21 protein-coding genes, 1 tRNA gene and 1 pseudogene are annotated in these 20,598 nt (G+C 69.8%); 7 read left to right on the top strand and 16 right to left on the bottom strand.

What is annotated here, in order from left to right; translation table 11 throughout:
- Position 1: 1 nt before the first annotated feature.
- A complete protein-coding gene (locus CJ226_RS11220) occupies positions 2-1,555 on the bottom strand; it encodes a carboxyl transferase domain-containing protein (RefSeq protein WP_102209328.1) in 1,554 nt (517 codons plus the stop codon).
- A 111-nt stretch (positions 1,556-1,666) separates the two neighbouring features.
- On the opposite strand from CJ226_RS11220, the gene CJ226_RS11215 reads away from it, so the two are divergent.
- Entirely contained in the window at positions 1,667-2,269 is a 603-nt protein-coding gene (locus tag CJ226_RS11215) for a TetR/AcrR family transcriptional regulator (protein WP_062634608.1), read from the top strand.
- On the opposite strand, the gene CJ226_RS11210 is transcribed toward CJ226_RS11215, so the two are convergent.
- From CJ226_RS11210 to pdhA, 3 genes are read right to left on the bottom strand one after another with little or no spacing between them, the layout of a single operon-like run.
- Positions 2,262-3,641, bottom strand: coding sequence for a dihydrolipoamide acetyltransferase family protein (locus tag CJ226_RS11210; RefSeq protein WP_102209209.1), 1,380 nt, complete (start codon positions 3,639-3,641; stop codon positions 2,262-2,264). The genes CJ226_RS11215 and CJ226_RS11210 overlap by 8 nt on opposite strands.
- Complete coding sequence (locus CJ226_RS11205) at positions 3,638-4,648, bottom strand: alpha-ketoacid dehydrogenase subunit beta (RefSeq protein ID WP_102209208.1); 1,011 nt, start codon at positions 4,646-4,648, stop codon at positions 3,638-3,640. The genes CJ226_RS11210 and CJ226_RS11205 overlap by 4 nt, the downstream gene beginning before the upstream one ends.
- A 2-nt stretch (positions 4,649-4,650) precedes the next feature.
- Positions 4,651-5,766: a pyruvate dehydrogenase (acetyl-transferring) E1 component subunit alpha gene (pdhA, locus tag CJ226_RS11200; RefSeq protein WP_102209327.1), complete on the bottom strand. Its 1,116-nt coding sequence runs from the start codon at positions 5,764-5,766 to the stop codon at positions 4,651-4,653.
- A 171-nt stretch (positions 5,767-5,937) separates the two neighbouring features.
- Here pdhA and CJ226_RS11195 point away from each other — a divergent pair, with 171 nt between their 5' ends.
- Entirely contained in the window at positions 5,938-6,411 is a 474-nt protein-coding gene (locus CJ226_RS11195; RefSeq protein WP_025103414.1) for an Lrp/AsnC family transcriptional regulator, read from the top strand.
- On the opposite strand, the gene CJ226_RS11190 is transcribed toward CJ226_RS11195, so the two are convergent.
- Entirely contained in the window at positions 6,383-7,282 is a 900-nt protein-coding gene (locus CJ226_RS11190) for an alpha/beta fold hydrolase (RefSeq protein WP_102209207.1), read from the bottom strand. The genes CJ226_RS11195 and CJ226_RS11190 overlap by 29 nt on opposite strands.
- 135 nt (positions 7,283-7,417) lie before the next feature.
- Between CJ226_RS11190 and CJ226_RS11185 the strand changes: the two genes are divergently transcribed.
- A complete protein-coding gene (locus CJ226_RS11185) occupies positions 7,418-8,332 on the top strand; it encodes a helix-turn-helix transcriptional regulator (RefSeq protein ID WP_102209206.1) in 915 nt (304 codons plus the stop codon).
- A gap of 185 nt (positions 8,333-8,517) precedes the next feature.
- Complete coding sequence (locus CJ226_RS11180; protein ID WP_062634616.1) at positions 8,518-8,835, top strand: hypothetical protein; 318 nt, start codon at positions 8,518-8,520, stop codon at positions 8,833-8,835.
- A 53-nt stretch (positions 8,836-8,888) separates the two neighbouring features.
- Here CJ226_RS11180 and CJ226_RS11175 read toward each other — a convergent pair whose 3' ends face one another.
- The 5 genes and pseudogenes from CJ226_RS11175 to CJ226_RS11160 form a co-directional block, all read right to left on the bottom strand.
- The gene (locus CJ226_RS11175; RefSeq protein ID WP_025103410.1) at positions 8,889-9,149 is read right to left on the bottom strand and encodes a DUF6458 family protein; all 261 of its coding nucleotides are present in this window, start codon (positions 9,147-9,149) and stop codon (positions 8,889-8,891) included.
- 108 nt (positions 9,150-9,257) lie between these two features.
- Positions 9,258-9,725, bottom strand: coding sequence for a hypothetical protein (locus CJ226_RS18615; RefSeq protein ID WP_308409689.1), 468 nt, complete (start codon positions 9,723-9,725; stop codon positions 9,258-9,260).
- A pseudogene (locus CJ226_RS18610) lies at positions 9,708-10,472 on the bottom strand (globin domain-containing protein); the annotation flags it as partial. The pseudogene CJ226_RS18610 and the gene CJ226_RS18615, both read right to left, overlap by 18 nt.
- Before the next feature lie 96 nt (positions 10,473-10,568).
- Positions 10,569-11,075, bottom strand: coding sequence for a hypothetical protein (locus tag CJ226_RS11165; RefSeq protein WP_102209204.1), 507 nt, complete (start codon positions 11,073-11,075; stop codon positions 10,569-10,571).
- Positions 11,076-11,224: 149 nt separating this feature from the next.
- Entirely contained in the window at positions 11,225-12,991 is a 1,767-nt protein-coding gene (locus CJ226_RS11160) for a DUF5979 domain-containing protein (protein WP_102209203.1), read from the bottom strand.
- 622 nt (positions 12,992-13,613) lie between these two features.
- Between CJ226_RS11160 and CJ226_RS11155 the strand changes: the two genes are divergently transcribed.
- Together CJ226_RS11155 and CJ226_RS11150 are read left to right on the top strand one after the other, a co-directional pair.
- Positions 13,614-13,889 (top strand): hypothetical protein, encoded by a 276-nt coding sequence (locus CJ226_RS11155; protein ID WP_062634623.1) that lies wholly within the window; start codon positions 13,614-13,616, stop codon positions 13,887-13,889.
- Positions 13,890-13,993: 104 nt separating this feature from the next.
- Positions 13,994-14,902: a M23 family metallopeptidase gene (locus tag CJ226_RS11150; protein WP_102209202.1), complete on the top strand. Its 909-nt coding sequence runs from the start codon at positions 13,994-13,996 to the stop codon at positions 14,900-14,902.
- Here CJ226_RS11150 and CJ226_RS11145 read toward each other — a convergent pair.
- The 3 genes from CJ226_RS11145 to CJ226_RS11135 form a co-directional block, all read right to left on the bottom strand.
- Positions 14,877-16,091, bottom strand: coding sequence for an MFS transporter (locus CJ226_RS11145; RefSeq protein ID WP_102209201.1), 1,215 nt, complete (start codon positions 16,089-16,091; stop codon positions 14,877-14,879). The two genes, CJ226_RS11150 and CJ226_RS11145, sit on opposite strands and share 26 nt — an antisense overlap.
- A 12-nt stretch (positions 16,092-16,103) precedes the next feature.
- Positions 16,104-16,177: transfer RNA gene (locus tag CJ226_RS11140), tRNA-Ile, on the bottom strand.
- A 29-nt stretch (positions 16,178-16,206) separates the two neighbouring features.
- Positions 16,207-16,743: a gamma carbonic anhydrase family protein gene (locus CJ226_RS11135; RefSeq protein ID WP_102209200.1), complete on the bottom strand. Its 537-nt coding sequence runs from the start codon at positions 16,741-16,743 to the stop codon at positions 16,207-16,209.
- 130 nt (positions 16,744-16,873) lie between these two features.
- Here CJ226_RS11135 and CJ226_RS11130 point away from each other — a divergent pair, with 130 nt between their 5' ends.
- Positions 16,874-17,359, top strand: coding sequence for a Dps family protein (locus CJ226_RS11130; RefSeq protein ID WP_025103404.1), 486 nt, complete (start codon positions 16,874-16,876; stop codon positions 17,357-17,359).
- 63 nt (positions 17,360-17,422) lie between these two features.
- Here the strand turns inward: CJ226_RS11130 and CJ226_RS11125 are convergent, their stop codons facing one another.
- The 3 genes from CJ226_RS11125 to CJ226_RS11115 are packed head-to-tail and all read right to left on the bottom strand — an operon-like array spanning position 17,423 to position 20,598.
- Complete coding sequence (locus tag CJ226_RS11125) at positions 17,423-18,919, bottom strand: amidohydrolase (protein ID WP_102209199.1); 1,497 nt, start codon at positions 18,917-18,919, stop codon at positions 17,423-17,425.
- Positions 18,916-19,557, bottom strand: coding sequence for an FMN-binding negative transcriptional regulator (locus CJ226_RS11120; RefSeq protein ID WP_062634632.1), 642 nt, complete (start codon positions 19,555-19,557; stop codon positions 18,916-18,918). The genes CJ226_RS11125 and CJ226_RS11120 overlap by 4 nt, the downstream gene beginning before the upstream one ends.
- A 42-nt stretch (positions 19,558-19,599) precedes the next feature.
- Positions 19,600-20,598 (bottom strand): Fpg/Nei family DNA glycosylase, encoded by a 999-nt coding sequence (locus CJ226_RS11115; protein ID WP_102209198.1) that lies wholly within the window; start codon positions 20,596-20,598, stop codon positions 19,600-19,602.

The following is a 20,598-nucleotide window of genomic DNA, read 5'->3' as shown; positions in this document are numbered from 1 at the left end:
CTCACATCCGGAAGACGCCGAAGCGCGGCTCGGGCAGAGGACTGCGGGCGACGACGTCCAGGGCGAGTCCGAGGAGGTCACGCGTCTGCTCCGGATCGACGATGCCGTCGTCCCAGAGCCGTGCGGTGGCGTAGTACGGCTCGCCCTGCTCCTCGTACTGCGCCCGGATCGGCTCCTCGAACGCCGCCCGCTCCGCCGCGGTCCAGGACTCGCCGCGGGCGGAGAGCTGGTCGTCCTTCACGGTGGCGAGCACGGAGGCGGCCTGTGCTCCGCCCATGACCGAGATCCGACTCGCCGGCCAGGTCCAGAGGAACCGCGGGGAGTAGGCACGTCCGCACATCGAGTAGTTGCCCGCTCCGAAGGAGCCGCCGATGATGACGGTCAGCTTCGGAACGCGGGTGGTCGCGACGGCCGTGACCATCTTCGCGCCGTCCTTCGCGATGCCACCGGCTTCCGCGTCAGACCCGACCATGAAGCCGGTGATGTTCTGCAGGAAGAGCAACGGGATGCCGCGCTGATCGCAGAGCTCGATGAAATGCGCGCCCTTGAGCGCCGACTCGCTGAACAGCACGCCGTTGTTCGCGACGATGCCGACGGGGTGGCCGTGCAGCCGTGCGAAACCCGTCACCAGTGTGGTGCCGTACTCGGCCTTGAACTCATGGAAGGTGTCGCCGTCGACGAGGCGGGCGATGACCTCGCGCACGTCGTAGGAGGCGTTGACGTCCACCGGAACGACGTCATACAGGGAGCCGGCCTCCGCGGGCGGCCGACTGTCGCCGACGTCCCAGGCCGGGGCGAGCGGCGGCGGGAGCGTGGCGACGATGTCCCGGAGGATCTCCAGGGCGTGCTCGTCGTCGTCGGCCAGGTGATCCACGACGCCGCTGCGACGGGCGTGCAGCTCCCCTCCCCCGAGCTCCTCCGCCGTGACCACCTCGCCGATCGCCGCCTTCACCAGCGGCGGCCCGCCCAGGAAGATCGTGCCCTGTCCACGGACGATGACGGTCTCGTCGCTCATCGCCGGTACGTAGGCGCCCCCGGCCGTGCACGAGCCGAGGACCGCTGCGAGCTGCGGGATTCCCTGCGCGGACAGCCGCGCCTGGTTGAAGAAGATGCGTCCGAAGTGCTCCCGATCCGGGAACACCTCATCCTGGCGGGGAAGGAAGGCGCCACCCGAGTCGACGAGGTAGAGGCAGGGCAGGCGGTTCTCGAGGGCGATCTCCTGCGCACGCAGATGCTTCTTCACGGTGAGCGGATAGTAGGTCCCGCCCTTCACGGTGGCGTCGTTGCAGACCACCATGACGTGCCGGCCGTGGACCAGGCCGATGCCGGCGATGACACCGGCCCCGGGCGCCTCGCCGCCGTACAGGCCGTCGGCCGCGAGCGGCGCGACCTCGAGGAACGGGCTGTCCTCGTCGAGGAGGCGCGCCACCCTGTCGCGAGGAAGCAGCTTGCCGCGGGCGACGTGTCGCTCACGCGAGGCGGTCGGCCCACCCTGCGCTGCCGCGGCGAGACGGTCGCGGAGCTGCTGGGCGAGCGCTTCCTGGGTTGCCGGCATCGTGACGTCCTCCTCGACCCACGTCGCGCCGGGTGGGAGCCTGGCGCGCTGCATGCATTCTCGGTTAGTGTTCACTAACCCGTTGATTCAGGTTAGCGAGGATTAACTGAGATGACAAGCCCCGCCACCGCCCGCGACCGCGCCAAGGCGGAACGCTCCGACGCGCTTCTGCATGCCGCGGCACGGCTCTTCGCCGCGCGCGGGTACAGCGGCGTGAGCCTGGAGGACATCGGCGCCGCCGTCGGCGTGTCCGGGCCTGCCGTGTACCGCCACTTCGCCGGGAAGCAGGCCCTTCTCGGCGCGGTCCTCGTCAAGGTCAGTCAGGACCTCGTTGCGGGCGGACGACGCGTGTCCGCGGAGACGACGGCAGCCGACGAGCGGATGCGCGGACTCATCCGCTTCCACGTCGAGTTCGCGCTCGGCAACGCCGAGGTGATCCAGGTGCAGGACCGGGACCTCGCCTTCCTCGACGACGACGACCGCGCCGAGGTCCGTCGCCTGCAGCGCGCCTACATCGAGCTCTGGATGGATGCGCTCGCCGCCCTGGATCGTTCGGAGCCCCTGGACCGCGACGAGCTGCGGCTGCGCGTGCAGGCGTGCTTCGGTCTCATCAACTCGACCCCGCACAGCACCCGCGCCGCGACGAGACGGCACGCGGCCACCGCGACCGTGCTGGTCGCGATGGCCGAGGCCGCGCTGCGCGCCGCTAGCTGAGCAGCATCGCCCGCCCCGGATCCTCGAGGATGTCCGCCACGTCCTTGAGGAACGTCGCGCCCTCGGCCCCGTCCACGAGGCGGTGGTCGAAGGACAGGCTCAGCGTCATGACCTGACGCAGCGCGATCTCCCCGCGGTACTCCCACGGCTGCCGACGCACGGCGCCGACCGCGAGGATGCCGGACTGCCCCGGCGGGAGGATCGGTGTTCCGGCGTCCACCCCGAACACCCCGATGTTCGACAGCGAGAACGTACCTCCGGCGAGTTCGGCCGGCGAGGTCTTCCCCGCACGCGCGGTCTCCGCGAGGGCACGGATCGCTGCGGACAGCTCCACCAGATTCATCCGCTCCGCGTCCCGGATCATCGGCACGATGAGACCACGCTCGGTCGCGGCGGCGATGCCCAGGTCGACGAAGCCGTACTCGACGATCTCCCCGGACTCCTCGTCCCACCGCGCGTTCAGGCCCGGAGCACGGCGCAGGGCGAGGCAGACCGCCTTCGCGACGACGGCGAGCGGGCCGATCCGATGCTCCGCGAGCGCTCGGTCGTCGCGGAGACGTGCCAGCATCTCCATGGTCGCCGTCACATCGACCGTGTGGAACACCGTGACGTGCGGGGCGGTGAAGGCGCTCTGCACCATCGCCGCCGCCGTGTGCTTGCGGACCCCGCGGATCGGGATGCGCGTCTCCCGCGGCCTCCCCTCCGCGCGCGGAAGGGTTCCGGATGCCGCGGTGGTCTCGCGCTCGGGCGTCCCGGCGGGCCGTGACGGCTCCGCTCCGATGCGCTCCGCGTACGCATCCACGTCTGCCCTCGTGATCACGCGGTCGCCGACTTCCGCGGCGACGAGGACGAGGTCGACGCCCCGTCGTTTGGCGTAGGCGCGCACCGGTGGGGTGGACCGTGGTCGCTCCAGAACGGGCTCGACCGCGACCGATGGCGTCGCGTCGTGCGGCGCGGCCTCGAGAACGGCCGTGTCGGCCACCGAGGCCACCGGGGCGACACTCCGGCGCCGCGCCCGGCGCGCGGGGCGTCCGCTCGAGGTCGGGGCGGCCCCGTAGCCCACGAGGTTCGGCTGCGCCTTCTCCGCGGAGGACTCCTGCTCGCCACCGGACGGCGCCGCCGGAGGGTCGTCCCCCTCGATGTCGAAGGCGATCAGCGGCGCTCCCACGGCGACGGTCTCTCCCGCGTCCGCGTGCAGGGTCGACACCGTGCCCTCGTACGGCGACGGCAGCTCGACGACGGCCTTGGCCGTCTCGACCTCCGCGAGGGTCTGGTTCAGCGCGACGCTGTCGCCGGGCGCGACGAGCCACTGCACGACCTCGGCCTCGGTGAGTCCTTCGCCGAGGTCGGGGAGACGGAATTCGGCGATCATGCGTCTGCTCCCGTCAAGCTGTGCGGGCGATCCATCACGCGGTCGACCGCATCGAGGATCCGGTCGAGGTCCGGCAGGTGGTACTTCTCGAGCTTGGCCGGCGGGTAGGGCACGTCGTGGCCGGTGACCCGCAGCGGAGCGGACTCCAGGTACTCGAAGCAGCGCTCGGTCACGCTCGCGATGACCTCCGCGGCGAGTCCGGCTTCCCGGGAGGCCTCGTGCGCCACGACCACACGCCCGGTCTTGCGCACCGAGGCGGCGACGGAGTCGTAGTCCACCGGCGAGAGCGAACGCAGGTCGATCACCTCCAGGGCGATGCCCTCGTCCTCCGCGGCCTCCGCCGCCTGCAGCGCGGTGCTCACCATGGCCCCGTAGGTGAGGACGGTGACGTCGGTGCCCGGGCGCACCACCCGCGCGATACCCATCGGCGGGGCATCCGCGAGCGGGGCCTCCAGGTCGACCTCCCCCTTGTGGTGATAGAGCCGCTTGGGCTCGAAGAACACGACGGGGTCGTCCGAGGCGATGGCCTGGCGAAGACTCCGGTAGGCGTCCTCCGGATTCGACACGGCGACCACGCGAAGGCCGGCCGTGTGCGCGAAGTACGCCTCCGGAGACTCGGAGTGATGCTCCGCGGCACCGATGCCGCCGGCCCAGGGGATCCGGATCGTGATCGGCATCTTCACCCGCCCCTGGGTGCGGTAGTGCAGCTTCGCGACCTGAGAGACGATCTGGTCGAAGGCCGGGTAGACGAACCCGTCGAACTGGATCTCGACGACCGGGCGGTAGCCGCGGAAGGCGAGGCCGACGGCCGTGCCGACGATCCCGGACTCCGCGAGGGGGGTGTCGATGACCCTGGCCGCCCCGAACTCGTCGAGGAGGCCGTCCGTGATCCGGAAGACGCCGCCGAGCTTGCCGATGTCCTCCCCCAGCAGCACCACCTTCTCGTCGTCGCGCATCGCCTGACGCAGGCCGGCGCCGAGCGCCTTGCCGAGAGTGAGCTCGGTCATGGTCACGCCTCACCCTCGAACGACGCCAGATAGGCGGCGTACTGGTCGCGCTGCCGCTCCAGACCCGTGTGCGGCTCGGCGTAGACGCCGTCGAAGACCGCCAGCGGCGGACGGGTGACCATGCCCAGGCAGGTCGCGCGCATCTCCTTGGCGATGGCGTCCGCAGCCGCCTGCGTCTCGGCGACGTGCTCCGCGGTGAGGTCGCCGGTGGCGCGGAGGTATGCCTCGATGCGCGCGATGGGGTCGCGGCGCCGCCACGACTCCAGCTCGGCCTCGTCCCGGTACCTGGTGGGGTCGTCCGCGGTGGTGTGCGGACCCATCCGGTAGGTCACCGCCTCGATGTAGGCCGGCCCCTTCCCGGAGCGCGCGTGCTCCAGCGCCCAGCGCATCGCCGCCAGGCACGCGAGGACGTCGTTGCCGTCCACGCGGAGGCTCGGGATGCCGAATCCGGGGGCGCGTCCCGCGATCGGGTACTGCGACTGCACCGCGACCGGCTCGGAGATGGCCCAGTGGTTGTTCTGGCAGACGAACACGACCGGCGCTTGGTAGGACGCGGCGAAGATCATCGCCTCGTTCACGTCCCCCTGACTGGTGGCCCCGTCTCCGAAGTAGGTCACGGCGACCTCCGGGGCCTTCTCGTGCCGGATGCCGAGGGCGTACCCGACCGCGTGCAGAGTCTGGGCGCCGATGATGATCTGCAGCGGAGCGACCCGCAGGACCGCGGGATCGTAGGCGGCACCCTCCTCGCCGCGCCACATGCGCACGTAGTCCCCCGGCTGGGCGCCGCGGGCGTAGATCACGCCGGTCTCGCGGTAGCTCGGGAAGACGTAGTCCTGCGGATCGAGGGCCCGGGCCGTGCCGATCTGCGTGGCCTCCTGCCCCTGGCAGGGCGCCCAGAGACCGAGCTGCCCCTGGCGCTGCAGCGCGACACCTTCGGCGTCGATCCGGCGGAGGATGACCATGTCGCGATGCAGGGCGCGCAGCTGCGCGGCGTCGACATCGGCGACGAACGGATCGAGGCGGGCGTTCGCGACGCGGGTCCCGTCCGGAGCGAGGATCCGCTCCGACAGCTCGAGATCCTGGGCGGTGTCCGCGATGGGGGTGGTCTGCGGCGACATCATCGTCCTCCTCGTCCCTGGCGGCCCTCGTGGGGCGACGCACAATGGAGCCGGCGTCATCACCGGCATGGTCTGAGGGTACGTCTGGTCAACACCTCGCTCAAGCAACTCAACGCCGATTGAGCATGTTGCTCATTTTTCTCCGATGCCGTGCTGCTAGGGTTTGGCACTATGCCTGGACTGGACCGGATCGACCTGGAGCTTCTCGCGGCCCTCGCCGACGACCCGCGCGTGACGATCGTCGCTCTCGCCGAGCGCATGAGCCTGTCGCGCAACACCATCCAGGCGCGGATGGCCCGGCTGGAACAGAGCGGCGTCTTCCTCTCCTACGAGCGCGCCTTCTCCCCCGACGTCCTCGGGTTCCCGCTGCAGGCGTTCGTCAGCATCGGCGTCCGCCAGACCGAGCTCCCCCGCATCATCAACGAGCTGGCGCGCATCCCGGAGGTCGTCCAGGCACACGGTCTGAGCGGCTCCATCGACCTGCTGGCGCGCGTGGCGTGCCGCGACGCCCGTCATCTGTTCGACACGGACGCCCGGATCCTCTCGATCGAGGGTGTGGAGCGGACCGAGACCTCGCTCGCCATGGGTGAGGTAATCCCGTTCCGAGTGGCCGGGCTCATCGGCCTCGCGCGACGGGAATCCTGAGGAACCGACGGATCGCGCCGGCCGCTTCCGCCGGCGTCTCATAGTGGATCAGGTGACCCACCTGGGCGATCTCGACGAGAGACGCGTCGGGGAAGAGCGTCACCAGCTTCCGTTCCGCCTCGATCGGGGTGATGTCGTCGCGCTGTGCGGCGATGAGGAGCGTGGGCACGCCGATCGCGGGGGCGAACTCCCTGACGTCGTGCGAGACGCTCGCGACGAAGGCGTCGTGCAGCACGTCGCGATCGGAGAACCGCGAGAAGTAGGTGTCGTGCTGGTCGTGGATGAAGCGCCGCAACTCGGGGTCCCGCGTCTTCGCCATGGTCATGCTCATCACGCGGACGATCACCCGATTCCGCAGCAACGCGGTCCCGATCCGCGGCGGGAGCTTGGCGCCGAGCGCGTAGTACAGCACTGCGAGTCGGGTCATGACGCCCTTCGGACCCTCCAGCGCCGGTGCGCCGATGGGGTTCACGAGGATCAGCCGCGGCGTCTCGAGTCCTCCGGCCACGGCGGCGGCGGCCACGATGGATCCGAAGGAATGGCCGAGGATGACCGCCCCCGGCGCTGCGGCCGCGGCGAAGTCGGTCAACCATCCCGCGTACTCCTGCAGGTCGTGGCGACGACCGGGCAGCGGGGCGGATTCCCCGAATCCTGGCAGATCGGGCGCGAGCACGCGAAGCTCCGGAAGGAAGGCGAGGACCGACTCGAGGCCGTGGTGCTCGCCGCGGAAGCCGTGAACCGCGATGACGGTCGTCTCGGCGTCGTCCGGACCGTAGACCCAGTACGCCGTCGTTCCCCCGCGCACCTCCACCTCCTGGCGCTGCACCGGAATCCGGCTCAATCGCTCCGCATACGGGGAAGGCACACTCATGGTCCGAGTCTACGAGGCCTCGGCACTCCCCCTTCCCGACGGATACCCCCGGAGCGTCCCCACCGTCTTGTCAGTGGCGTGGGTTAGTGTCCAAGAAGCCCCGGCCACCCGGACGAGGCGCAGCAAGGAGTGTCGGTGCAGTTCACATCCACGGACATCGAGCAGGTGGAGTCCACCTGGCAGCAGTTCGTGCCCTCGGCGACCCTCCAGGACGTGGACCCCCGCCGGTTCCGCTTCGACTGGCGCTCGGTGGAGGCGGCGTCCATGTCGCTCGTCCGCTATCAGCTCGCGGCCCAGGTGCACTCCCGCGCCGAGCCGGAGGATCAGCTGCTGGTGTGTCGCGTCGATGCCGCCGACGCCCGGATCTGGTCGGGCCGGCAAGGACTCGACGCCGGTCAGCCGTGGCTCACGGACGGCGTCCGGGTCGAGGCGAAGTGGAACCAGGTCGCCCGCGTCCGTGCTCTCGTGTTCGATCGCGCGGCGGCGCGTGACTCGATCAGGCAGATCACCGGCGACGACCGCCTCGAGCTCCGCGCCACCGGACTCGCTCCGCACACGCGGGAGGACGGGGCACGGTGGGAGCGGATGTTCTCCTACATCGACGGCTCGTTCGGTCCGGATGGCGCCGACCCCCTCATCGCCGCCGAGCTCGAGCGCCATGCCCTGCTGCTGACCATGTCGGCGTTCCCCACCACCTTCAGCGAGTCGCTGCACCGTCCGGCCCAACGCTCCGCGGCGCCGGCCTCGGTGCGTCGCGCCCTCGCGTTCATCGAGGACAACGCACACCTGCCCATCACGGTGGACGACGTCGCGGCGGCGGCCTTCATGTCCACCCGAGGCCTGCAGTACGCGTTCCGCCGCGCGCTCGACATGACACCGAATGAGGCCCTGCGGCGCGCCCGGCTCGACGGCGCGCACCGCGATCTGCGACACGGCAAGGGCGCATCGGTGTCCGCGATCGCGCGCCGGTGGGGGTTCAGCAACGTCTCCCGGTTCGCCGTGGCCTATCGCGAGGCATACGGAAATCCGCCCGTTCTCACCGCCCTGTGACGGGAGACTGACACCGCGCGCATACTCTGTTCGCAGCAGACGGCGCGTCGCCCTGATGCGCACGATGTCGTGCGCAAATTGGCTACAGTCCAAGTATCCCCGGGAGCGGTCTGCCGTCTTCCCCCCACGTTCCCAAGGAGCGCCATGAACATTCCCGCAGCCCCCGCCGCGAAGGTCGGCTGACCATGGGCAGCCTGTACTACGGCGATACCCAGACGCCGATCCAGATCGAGGACCGTGCGCTCGCGCACCTCAAGGTGGTCATCGCCACGAAACTGCGCCGGAACGAGAGCTTCACGCTCTCCTGGCGCCACCCCGAGGGCGATGCCCCCGGGCGCTCCACGCTCTGGCTGCACCCCTCCATCCCCCTCCGTTTCGTCTTCGAGGAGACCGAGACACCCGAGCTGAGCCGTCGCTGGATCGAGGAGCTCGCGCACTCCGCGAACTCGAGCGGAGGCATCACCCTCGTCGAGGAGCATCTCGAAGGCGCGGACGTCGCCTGACGAGAAGGGCCGCGGGTTCTCCCGCGGCCCTTCTCCTTCCCGTCTGCGTGCGCTCAGAGCCCGTCGTCGGAGCTCGAGCTGACGGAACGCCGGGTCGTGGGCTCGCCCGTCGCCGGGTCGACGTACGTGCGCGACACCGTCTCCGTGCGACGCCGACGCGCGAGAAGCACGATGCCGATGAGGAAGATGATCACGCCGGCACCCATGAGGATGTAGCCGACCATGTCCAGGTCGACCCACGGCACGTCGACGTTGATCGCGAACACGAGGATCGCTCCGATGACGAAGAGCGCGATTCCGCTGCCGATGCTCATAGTCTCTCCCGTTCCCGCGGCGCGGTGCCGCTCTCGGGGAGCCTGCCAGTTCCCCGAGGCCTCAAGGAGGGGCTTGACACGGGTTCACTCAGAGCTTTCGCCGCACTCTCACGCAGCGCCGGACCTCGGCTGACGAGCCCAGAGATCCGGACCGAAGACCTCGTACTCGATGCGCTCCGGCGCGATACCGCGTGCCGTCAGAGCGCTTCGGATCGCCTGCATGAACGGCAGCGGCCCGCACAGGAACACGCGCGCCGTCGGCGGGAGTTCGATGTCGGCGAGATCCATCCGGCCGGAGCGCACCGCCGACCCCTCCGCTGCGCCCCCGGTGTACCAGGTCAGGGTGCGGACGTCGTTCAACCGCTGCGCGCGGTCGCGCACGTCGGAGACGAGGGCGTGGGTCTCCGGCTCGCGGTCCACGTGGAACAGGTGCACCGGCCGGTCGGGACGCCGTCGCGCGAGGTCGTCCACCATCGCTGCGACGGGCGTGATGCCGATTCCCGCCGAGATGAGGATCAACGCATCGTCGGAGTCGTCGAGGAGCAGGTCCCCGGCGGGCTGGGAGACATCGAGCACCGTTCCGACGTGGGCGTTCTCGTGCAGCCAGGTCGACACCTGACCGTCCGGTGCGCCGTCCGCGCCGCGCACGCGCTTCACGGTGACGCGCAGTGCCGCCTCGGGCGTCGACGAGGAGATCGTGTACTGCCGGGGCTGGCGCGTGCCGTCAGGGAGGTCGACGGCGACGGCCACGTACTGCCCAGTGCGATGGGGCGCTCGGCGACCGTCCACCGGCTCCAGGATGAGGGAGATGACGTCGCGAGCCTCCTCCACGCGGTCGACGACCCGGTGCGGTCGCCACGGGTGGTCCGGGTCCGTGCCGGCGTCCGCATAGAGCCGTGCCTCCTCGGCGATGAGGGAGCAGCCGAAGAGCCAGTACACCTCGTCCCACGCCGCATGCACTGCGGGCGTGATCGCGTCGCCGAGTACGTCATCGACCGCGGCCAGGAGATAGCGGCCCACGATCGTGTACTGGCGCGCCGAGATACCCAAGGAGACGTGGCGGTGGGCGATGCGTCGCATCACCGGGGAGAAGTCCGGCGCGTCCGGATCGATGAGGTGCACCGCGAACGCCACGACGGACGCCGCCAGCGCCTTGGGTTGATCGCCCTGGACCTGATGCGCGCGGTTGAAGACGTTCAACAGCTCAGGATGCGCCTCGAACATCCGCCGGTAGAACAGGGTGGTGATCTCGTCGGCGTGTGCGGCGACGACGCCGGCGGTGGCGCGGACGATGACTTCGGAGTCCGTGGAGAGCTGCATGGCTGCCTTTCGGTCGGTGTCCGTTCAGCCTCTCGACGACGAGCGCACCACGTCGCCGCGGATACCGTGGAAAACGGGGCCGCGGCGCGCGGCCGCACGTCACCTCACGTAGCCGTAGGACTCGACCCGCGGGAACGCGAGCCCATCGCCGTCGCCGGTCCACACGCCGGTGAAGCGCAGCACGACGCTGTCTCCGGCATCGAGCGGCCCGTTCCACGTGACGGCATTCCCCGCGACGGAAGGGCGACCGAAGGTCGCCTCCAGGGTCGACGCCGCCCAGGTCGAGTCGTCGAGGAGGCCGTCCAGGCGGAACGTGAGCGCGCTCTTCGTCGAGTCGACCTCGCCGTTGTTGAGGAACTGCATGGTGTACGTCACGGTGTCCCCCACCTGGGGATCGGTCGGACTCATGTTGAACGTGTACTGGAAGAAGAGACAGGCCGCTCCGACGCGCTGCGTGAGAACGCCCGTGCTCTGCGTACTCGACGCCGTCGGATCCGCGGGCGTCGACTCGGCGTGAGCGGCGGAAGCGAGCGCCGTTCCGCCGAGTGAGAGAGCGGCGGCCATGCCGAGGGCGGCCGAGGTACGGGCGAGGAGCGTCTTGTTCATGAGAGGTGCCTTTCTCCGACGCGCTGCGGCGTCGACGTCGTCGTCAAAGGGAGAGCCCCTCGACGAGGACAGGACGCCGAACGGCGCGATCGATCACGCGACGACGGTGAAGTCGTCGCGTGATCGATCAGCTAGGCCACTCGCGGCCCTCAATCGCCGATGCGCGAACCCGCGACCCGGCGGCGGATGCCGAGTGCCACGAGTCCGGCGAGCAGCAGCAGCGCTCCCAGGGCGAACGGACCGGCGGCCCCTTCGGACCCGGTCAGCGCGAGCCCACCGCCCGGAGGGGCCGGAGGAGTGACCGCTGTCCCGTTGGTGAGCACGACCGCGACCGTCGCGTCTTCGGAGATCGTGAGCGTCGCACCGCCGTCGCCGACGTCGACTCCCGCCCCGGTGAAGCGCGGACTCTTCCACGTGACGCCCGCCACGGAGCTCGGCGCCTTCTCGCGGAGCGTGACGACCGTTCCCGCCGGCAGATCCGCGAGCCCGTCGCTCTGCCCGGCGCGGAGTGCGAGTTCACCGGTGACGGGCTGTCCCGCGAGCTCGTACGAGTACTCCACCGTGAACGTCTGGTCCGCAGGGACCAGCGACGTCCCCGGGCCGGTGACGTTCTTTGTCACCGTGAAGCCTCCGACCGGCGGCGGCGTGACCGTCGTCGGGTTGGTGAGCGTCACCGCGACCGTCGTGCCCCGTGCGATGGTGACGGACGCGCCGCCATCGGTGATCGCCACACCGGTGCCGGAGAAGACCGGCGCCTGCCAGGTCACGCCGTCGACGTCCGCCGGCGTGACCTCAGACAGGGTGACGACCGTGCCCACCGGCAGACCCTTCAGGCCATCGGTCTGCCCGGACCGCAGGGCGAGCTCGCCCTCCACCGTCTGCCCTGCACGCTGATACGAGTAGGCCACCCGGAACTCCAGGTCGTCGGGCACCAGAGCCGCGCCGGAACCGCTGACCTCCTTGGTCACAGTGAACCCACCGACCGGCAGCACCCCTTCGCCATCTCCCCCGCCCTGGGAGTAGATGACCGGGGTGCTCTCGGTGACCCACCGGGAGCCGGTCACGGTGTTGTGGAACGCATCACCGGGGCGGACGTCGGCGGGCAGAGCGGTCTTGTAGCGGAGCACGTAGATCGCGTCCGCGACGATGGGCGCGTCCACCGTCACCGTGAACGACTCGGAGCTGACCCCCGTGACGGTGAAGTCGCTGCCCGACTGCAGCGCCGTCGACACGGTGTACTTGCCTCCCGCCCAGTCCTTCGCAAGTACGTATGCCACGGTGACGGAGGCAGGGTCCAGGATGAGTCCCGCTGTGAACGTGTCGGTGAGCGTCGGCGCACCCCCCGTCAGCGCCGCGGATGGGATGTTCACGCCCCACGAGATGTTCCGGCCGTCCAGTGTGATGTCACCCCATTTGTTCGGGGTCGTCGGCGCCGGGAACTCCGGGACCGGTCCGATCCCACCGGGGACATCGACCGGAACGATCGTTCCTCCGCCCGTCGTGAACGGGATCTCCGTCAGCGTGGTCTCCTCGTCTGCCCTCGCACGGAAGTGCAGGGTACCGCTGACGTCGGTGTGACTGTCGACGTAATCCGAGAGCGTGCACACGAGCTCACCGGTCGACACCTCGCAGGTTCCCACGGTCTGACCATCCGGCGCCGTCAGGGCGAACGAATCCCGCACCCCGGTCAGGCTCGGGCTCGTTGGAAAGGCGAGACGGAACGTGTCCCCCGCGGTCGCCGTGTCCGGCACCGCCCAGGTCGCTTCGAACGCGATCCGGTCCCAGACCTTGATCTGGCCGGTGGGTTCGGTGATGGTCAACGAGGTGATCCCCGTCACCTCCGCAGCGCGGGCCGTGGCCGGCGTCGCGATGACGGCCACCAGGGCCGCCAGACAGATCGCGAGCAGAGCACCCACGAACGTCGTCAGGCGCGTTCCCCGCGCGCCCGATCTGATTGCATGCTGAATGACTGGCACTTTCGACTCCCCAGATGATCGATGAACTCGCGCGGATGGCTTCTTCCGCTCGAGTGGTGTCCCCGTGGAGAGACGCACGAATGGCGGTTCTGTTACGCGATCTCGGCCACGCAGTTTCTTCGGCGATGCAGTATTCCGTGATCCTGCAGCGAACGGCGTCATGAAACGGCCACTCCGACGTCTCTCGGTTGACGGATCGCTTCCCCTTCCGACGCGTCCGTCCGTCTGTAGAGGCATTCGCCGTCTACCTGGTGCCGGGGGCATCGTTGTCTCTCCCCGCTCCCGGCACCTCCTTCCGCCTCCTGTCGACGCTTCACCGGCATCGCTTCCCGGCGAAACGGCCGCGCACTGGTACTTTTCACACATGAGTGCCCCCCGACCCGAACGCTTCTCCCTCGCGGCCGTCCTGGCAGTCGGGGCTATCACGCTCGCCGGATGCGCGTCGAGCACAGCTCCCACCAGCACCGTGACCCCGAGCGATGCACCCCCCTCCAGCTCGCCCTCCCCCTCGCCTGCGCCCAGCTCTCCTACCGAGACGTTTGGAGACTTCACGGCAGACGGCTTGGCCCAGATCTGCATCGACGCCACGAGATCGGCCTTCGCCGAGGGTGCACAGTTCGACACCGCCAACGTCCGCATCGAGCGGCGCACCGTCGAGCCCGAATGGCTCGTCCTCGTCCCCGCGCAGACCTCCGGACTCTCCGGAGAGGCGCAATGCACGATCGGCGGCACGCCGACGAGCCCTGACATCGGTCTTTCGTCCGCCTCGATCGAGCGTCTTCCGGAGGAGCAGATCCAGAAGCTGATCAACGGGCAGAACGAAGGAGGAGACCGATAGTGTGCGGACCGGAGTCGGCGACCGCACCGCCGAACTCACTGACTCACACCGTTCTGTCTCGACGATCTGCACTGGTCGCCTCGGGCGTCCTCGGTGGAGCGCTGATGCTCGGTTGGGAGGCCGTCGCACCCCAGACACCCGCGGATGCAGCGACGACGTATCTGCGTCCGTGCGGTTACGCCCCGATCTCGGACACGTGGCAAGGACACCGGAACCGCGGCTCCGCCGAGCCGGGCACCGACTACGCGGTGCCGAGAGGCACGCCCGTGTGGGCGGCGACGAGCGGCGTCATCGTCGACCGCAAGGACACGCCGTCGACGGCGACGGGACGCTACCTTGCTCTCCGCGCCGACGACGGCAACTACCTTCGTTACCTCCACCTGGACGCCAGCACGGTTCGTGTAGGTACCCGGGTTGAGCGAGGAGCGCTCATCGCCTATTCAGGAGCCTCGGGGTTCGACAGCGACACGGGATATGGCGCTCACGTGCATGTGTCGCTGTGGATCGGTGGGTCTCCGAACCAGCTCGGCTTCAAGAACACCGTCGACTTCGAGAACCACGTCATCGACACCAATCCCAGCCAACCCTCGACCTCGGAGGATCCCGTGCCCACCCATCAGTCGACCACCTACGCGTGGAACACCGTCATACCGGCGAACTCCTGGATCCCGGTCCGCGTGGGAGCGAACGAGAACTACGTCGCCGTGATCGGTCCGGGACGACGCGAAACCGGGGAAGCCGTCGTCAATCTGCGTGCCTCCGGGGTCACCTCCGCGCTTCAGATCCGACTGGTCGCCGAGACTCTCACCTCGGCAGGCACTGTCGCGCAGGCGATCCCCCAGCCCACGGCCGAGATCCCGAGGACCACGTCGAGCGACGGCATCACGCATGCCCAGTACGTGATGCCGTACGCCCTCGCCGGTCCCGCCCGGATGTACGTCCACGTACGCTCCGTCGGTGGCAGCTCGAGGATCGAAGAAGTCACCATCAAGAAGAACTACTGGCCCTCCTGACCCCCAGCGCAGAGGGACGACGCCCTCGGGCTCCGCGCATGAGGAATGTCAGACCCGCGGCAAGGAGTGTCCCGATCCCCGCGACGGCCAGTGCAACAGCAGGTCCGACGGCGACGAGGAGGGGTGCGGCGAGGGCCGTGCCTGCCACTCCGGCGGTCTGGTTGACGCTGCCCATCGCTGCCAGGGCACGACCGCGGGTGCTGTCGGGAACCGCCGACACGACGATGAGGCGGATCGCGGCGACTTGAATGGCGTTCGCGAGACCGGCGATCGCGAAGCCCGCGCCGGCGACGATGCTGTTGGGGATCACGCCGGGCAGGAGAAGGCCGATGCCCATTGCTGCAGTCGCGCCGAGCAGCCATGTCGAGGCGCGGCTCTCCGTGACCCGTGCACCGAGGCGCGATCCGAACAACCGACCGACGACGAAGCACTGGGTGAGGATCGCGACGCCGATGGGATCGAGGGCGAGGACGTCGAGGGAGTACAGCGTCTGCGCGGTCGAGAAGATCGAGGTGAACACGATCGCCAGGACGAGCCCGGTGAGGGCGGCACGCGCAGCCTGGTGCCGGAACAGGAGGGCGGGTGCTTCGGTGACGCGTTGCCACCAGGATGACGGCGTCGCCACCGGTTCCCACGCCTGTTGCGGATACCAGCGGGCGACGATGCCGAGGATGGCGACCGTTACGGCCTGGGCGAGGAACAGCCAGGAGAGGTCGAGGAACTGCACCGCGATCCCTCCGAGCAGCGGGCCGATGAGCCCGCCGATGAGCCGGGCGGTGTCCAGGCGAGCGAATGCTCGTGCGGTGGAGTCGGGGGCGTGCGACCGCGGGGCACGGTCGGCGAGCAGCAGGAGCGCGGCGGAGTCCAACGCGGACACGCACGCGCGAGCAGCGACCATGGCGATGAGCACCGCCGTGGTCGGCGCGGCCGCGGTGAGCAGGAGGATGACGACCTGCACGACCGCGGACACGACGACGACCGAGCGAGGTCCGAACCTGTCCAGCAGCGGGGCCGCGAGTGGGGCGAGGACGATGGCGGGGATTGCTGCCGAGAGGAGCACGGCAGCGACCGCCCAGCTCGCCGCTTCGCCTTGCGCGACCGTCACCATCACAGCCAGCATCGTTGCCGATGAGCTGACCGTGGCGATCAGGTGCGCGAGAGGAAGGGAGAGCCGGACGGCCGTGTTCATGGGATCCTGGAGTAGGGCGGGCGGGACTTGAACCCGCGATCGTTGGGTTATGAGCCCACTGCCTTAACCAGCTTGGCCACCGCCCCGTACCGCCCCAGCCTAGCGGGGCTGGGCCTTACGCCTCCGTTGCGCAGGCGTGCGTCGCCGCGTGGTCAAGGTAGATCGCCGCGTTCGCCACCAGAGAGGCACGCTCGTCGTCCGACAACGCCCTGCGCACCTTTGCAGGCACGCCCGCGACCAGGGATCCGGGCGGCACCTCGGTCCCGCCGAGCACCACGGCTCCTCCGGCGATCAGGCATCCCTCTCCGATCACGGCGCCGCTGAGGACGACGGCACCCATGCCGATGAGGGAGCCGTCACCGATCGTGCAGCCGTGCACCACCGCGTTGTGCCCGATCGACACCCGTGACCCGACGAGGACGGGGTGCCCGGCGTCGACGTGGATCGACACGTTGTCCTGCACGTTGCTGCCAGGACCGATGACGATCGGCGAGGAGTCACCGCGAAGTACGGCGTTGTACCAGACGCTGGCACCGGCTCCGAGAGACACCGCGCCGACGATGCGGGCGCCGTCTGCGACGAAGGCGGTGTCGTCGAGCTCGGGGGTGCGATCCGGGAGGGCGAGGACGGAGGCTCCGGCAGCGATGCTCATGAGGCGAGACTACCCTCACTCCCCCGGAATCACGCGGAAGTGAGTGGAGCCTCAGCTTCCTTGCGGAATGCCTGAGCCTGAGTAACGTTGTACTCGTCAGACAGAGAACTTCATTCGGAGGAGCAAGAAGATGAGCAAGGCCCAGACCGTTTCCACCACCGCCATCGACCCGACTGTGGCCGCCGGTGCGGCGCAGTTCCTCTCCCCCGTCGTCCTCGGCCTCCAGGCGCTGACCGTCAACGGCAAGCAGGCGCACTGGCACGTCCGCGGCGCCAACTTCGTCGGCGTGCACGAGCTGCTCGACACGATCGTCGCCCACGCCGGAGACTTCGCCGACACCGCCGCCGAGCGCATCGTCGCTCTGGGCCTTCCGATTGACGCGCGCGTGAACGCCGTCGCCGAGAAGGCAGGCGCCACCGGCGTTCCGGCCGGCTTCGCGCAGTCGGACGAGCTGATCCGCGCCGTGATCGCCGACATCGACGCGATCCTCGTCGATGTGAAGGCGGCCGTGGAGGGCCTCGACGAGGTCGACCTCACGAGCCAGGACGTGGCGATCGAGATCCAGCGCGGGCTGGAGAAGGACCGCTGGTTCCTCGTGTCGCACATCGCGGCCTGACACCACGCACACGACGAAGGGCGGCTCCGATCCGGCGCCGCCCTTCGTCGTGTGCGCGCCGCCTCAGGCGACGTGCGTGAGGCGACCGCCGAGCAGCGTGGTGGTGACGGGCATCGTCCGGAGCCCCGCCGCGTCAGCGGTGCGAGGATCACTCCCGACGAGCACGATGTCTGCGCTCTGACCGGGACGGAGCGACGTGCGGACACTCGCTTCGAGGGCCTGATCCAGCGTCACCCGCTCCTCCGGATGCCAGGCGACCCGGTCGTCGTCGGTCCGCCAGACCGCCGCGGCGATCGCATGCCAGGGGTCGAGCGGCGTGACCGGCGCATCGGAGCCGAAGCGCACCTCCGCACCCGCCGACAGCAGCGAGGCGAGCGGGTAGCCGATCGCGGTCTGCTCCGCCCAGTGGTGCTCGACGAGGTCGCGGTCGTCCACCGCATGCTGGGGTTGGACGCTCGCGCGCACCCCGAGCCGCGCGAATCGGGCGAGGTCGGCGTGCCGCACCAGTTGCGCATGTTCCATCGACCCTGTGGCACCCGAAGCGCCGAAGGCGTCGAGGGCCGCCGTCACGGCGCGATCGCCGATCGCGTGCACGGCGACCTCGATCCCCGCTCCCGCCGCAGTGGTCAGCAGCGCCGTGAGTTCGTCCGGAGGCACCGTCAGCACCCCGTAGTTCGCGGGGTCGCCGGGGTAGGAGTGCGAGCACGCCGCGGTACGGGTGCCGAGCGAGCCGTCGCTGATCACCTTCAACGACCCGACCCGCACGAGGGACCCGACCAGCCCGGCCGGATCCGACACCGCAAGGCGCTCCCCCGAGCGGAGACCCGCGGTGATCGCCCGATCGAGATCCGCCGGATAGAACGCAAACTCGACGCGGTGCGCGGCGAAGCCCGCGAGGATCCGTCGCGGCCAGGCATCGGCGTTCCACGCCATGTCGAAGTCGACCAGACCGGTCACGCCGCGTGCCGCGGCCGCCGCCCCCGCACGGACGACCGCCTCATCGCTGTGTTTAGGGTCGACGGCATTGAGCCGGCGGGAGATCTCGAACGCGTCCTCCTCGCGGAGCAGACCGTCGTCCCCACGGAAGCCCTCGCGCGCCAGGGCCGCCGAGTTCAGCCAGACGCTGTGCACGTCCGCGTTGATCAGGTACGTGGGCACGACCCCGGTCTCGGCATCGAGCGCGGCCACGGATGGCCGATCCGGCCACAGCGCGTCCCGGAACCCCGTGCCGATCCGTCGTCCGTCCGGCAGCACGGGCGCGTCGCGCATCAGCCGCGCGGCCCCGGCGGCGGAGTCCGCTTCGCCCAGAGGGACGCGCTCCGCCGCGAGGGCCCACTGCACAGTGTGCACATGGTTGTCCCAGAGCCCCGGCACCGCCCAGGCACCGTCGGCCTCGATGACCTCGCCGCGCGCCGGCAAGGCCCCGGTCGGCGCGATGTCGACGATGCGTCCGTCGGCGAGGTGGAGGTCGACGGGCTCATCGTCCAGCAGGAACTCCCGCCCCGGACCGACGGGGCGGACGGCACGAACCGTACCGACCTCGACGCCGAGGGCGCTCATGCCCCGCCACCCGTCCGTGCGTCCTGTGCACGACGCATCTCCGCGGCGAGGGCGGCGTTCGCGTACGGCCCTTCGGCGTGCAGCGCCGCGATCACCGCCTCGATGGTCTCCGCGGGCTTGTTCTGGCTCAGCTTCCGCTTGGCGACGACCTTCGTCGGGGTGAGCCGGAAGCCGACCGTTCCGGATTCGAGCCTCTCGATGAAGGCCGCGTCGTTCGGACGCTCCCACATCAGGCGCGGGTCGGGCAGGCGCGACTCGAATCGCGCGACCAGGGCATCGAGCACACGGAGGTTCTCCGCGGTGCTGAGGATCTCGGGAACGCCCGACAGGTGCACCGCGGTGTAGTTCCAGGTCGGGACCGCGGGAATGTCGCCGTACCAGCCCGGGGAGACGTACCCGTGCGGCCCCTGGAAGGCGAGCAGGATCTCCCGCTCCCCCAGGCCGTGGATGGCGTCGTCCGGGCGGCCCACATGCCCCACGACCGTCAGATCATCGCGGTCGTCGTCGAGGAGGACGGCATAGTGCGAGGCGACCAGACCGTCCTCAGGCGCACTCACCACCGTCGCCCACGGGTTGGCGTCGATGACGCGGCGGATCTCGGCCACATCGGCGAGCGTGAAGCTCGGATTCTGTCGCATGGATCCCAGCCTAGAGCGGCGGGAGCCCCGGGGATCCCGCCCTCAGGCCTGACAGCGCGGGCACCAGTACAGCTTGCGGGCGCCGATCTCCTCCAGCGCGATCTCGGTCCCGCAGACGCGGCACGGCAGGCCGGCACGGTGGTAGACCCAGTGCCGGTCGTCGCGGCTGGCCATGGCGGCGCGGTACTGCTCGGGAGACAGCCCGTCCATGGTCATCATCTGACCGGTCTCCACGCCGATGGCCAGCAGCCGCACCCAGTCATGCCAGAGCGCCCTGACGACATCCTCCGGGACGTCGCGGCCCGGCGTATGCGGGTTCAGCCGCTGCCGGTAGAGCATCTCGGCGCGGTACACGTTGCCGATGCCGCTGACGACCGACTGGTCCATCAGCAGCAGCGCGATCGGGGTCGGCTTCTTCCGCACGGCGCGGACGAACCGCTCCTCGTTCTCCGCCGGATCGCCGACGAGCGGATCGGGACCGAGCTTGGCCACCGTCGCCAGCATCTCCTCGGGGGTCTGCAACACGCAGGCGGTGGGACCGCGCAGGTCGGCCACCGTGATGTCGGTCATGAGGCGCAGCCGCACCTGACCCACCACAGGCGGCGGCCATTCGTCGATCTCGTCGGTGAGGCCCTTGGTCTGCTCGGACATCCGCACGTGGACCCTGGCGCGCCGCGGGGCCCCGATCGAGGCGAGGGAGTTCTCCCCCGCGTCGTCGAGGATCGCCTCGTCGAGAGTGGTGCCGCGCTGATTGGTCTGGCCCATCCGGCCGTTGGCCGACGCGATGGTGGGGTCGACGAGGATCTCCCCCGCGAAGTCCCAGGCACCGTAGAGACCGAGGTGCACGCGCAGCCAGAGGTCACCCTCCGCTTCGAGGAACATCTGCTTGCCCACGGCCTGCACGCTCACGGCCTTGCGTCCGTCGAGCACCGCGGCGCCCTCGGCGAAGCGTCCCTGCGGGCTGGAGGCCCTCATCGTCTTGCCGACGAAGTTGCGATCGAACTGCCGCGCGATGCGGTGGACGGAATGTCCCTCGGGCAT

Source organism: Microbacterium sp. UMB0228 (assembly GCF_002871415.1).
Classification (GTDB): Bacteria; Actinomycetota; Actinomycetes; order Actinomycetales; family Microbacteriaceae; genus Microbacterium.
Note: the sequence above shows the minus strand (reverse complement) of the source record. Positions and strands in the feature narration are given on the sequence as shown.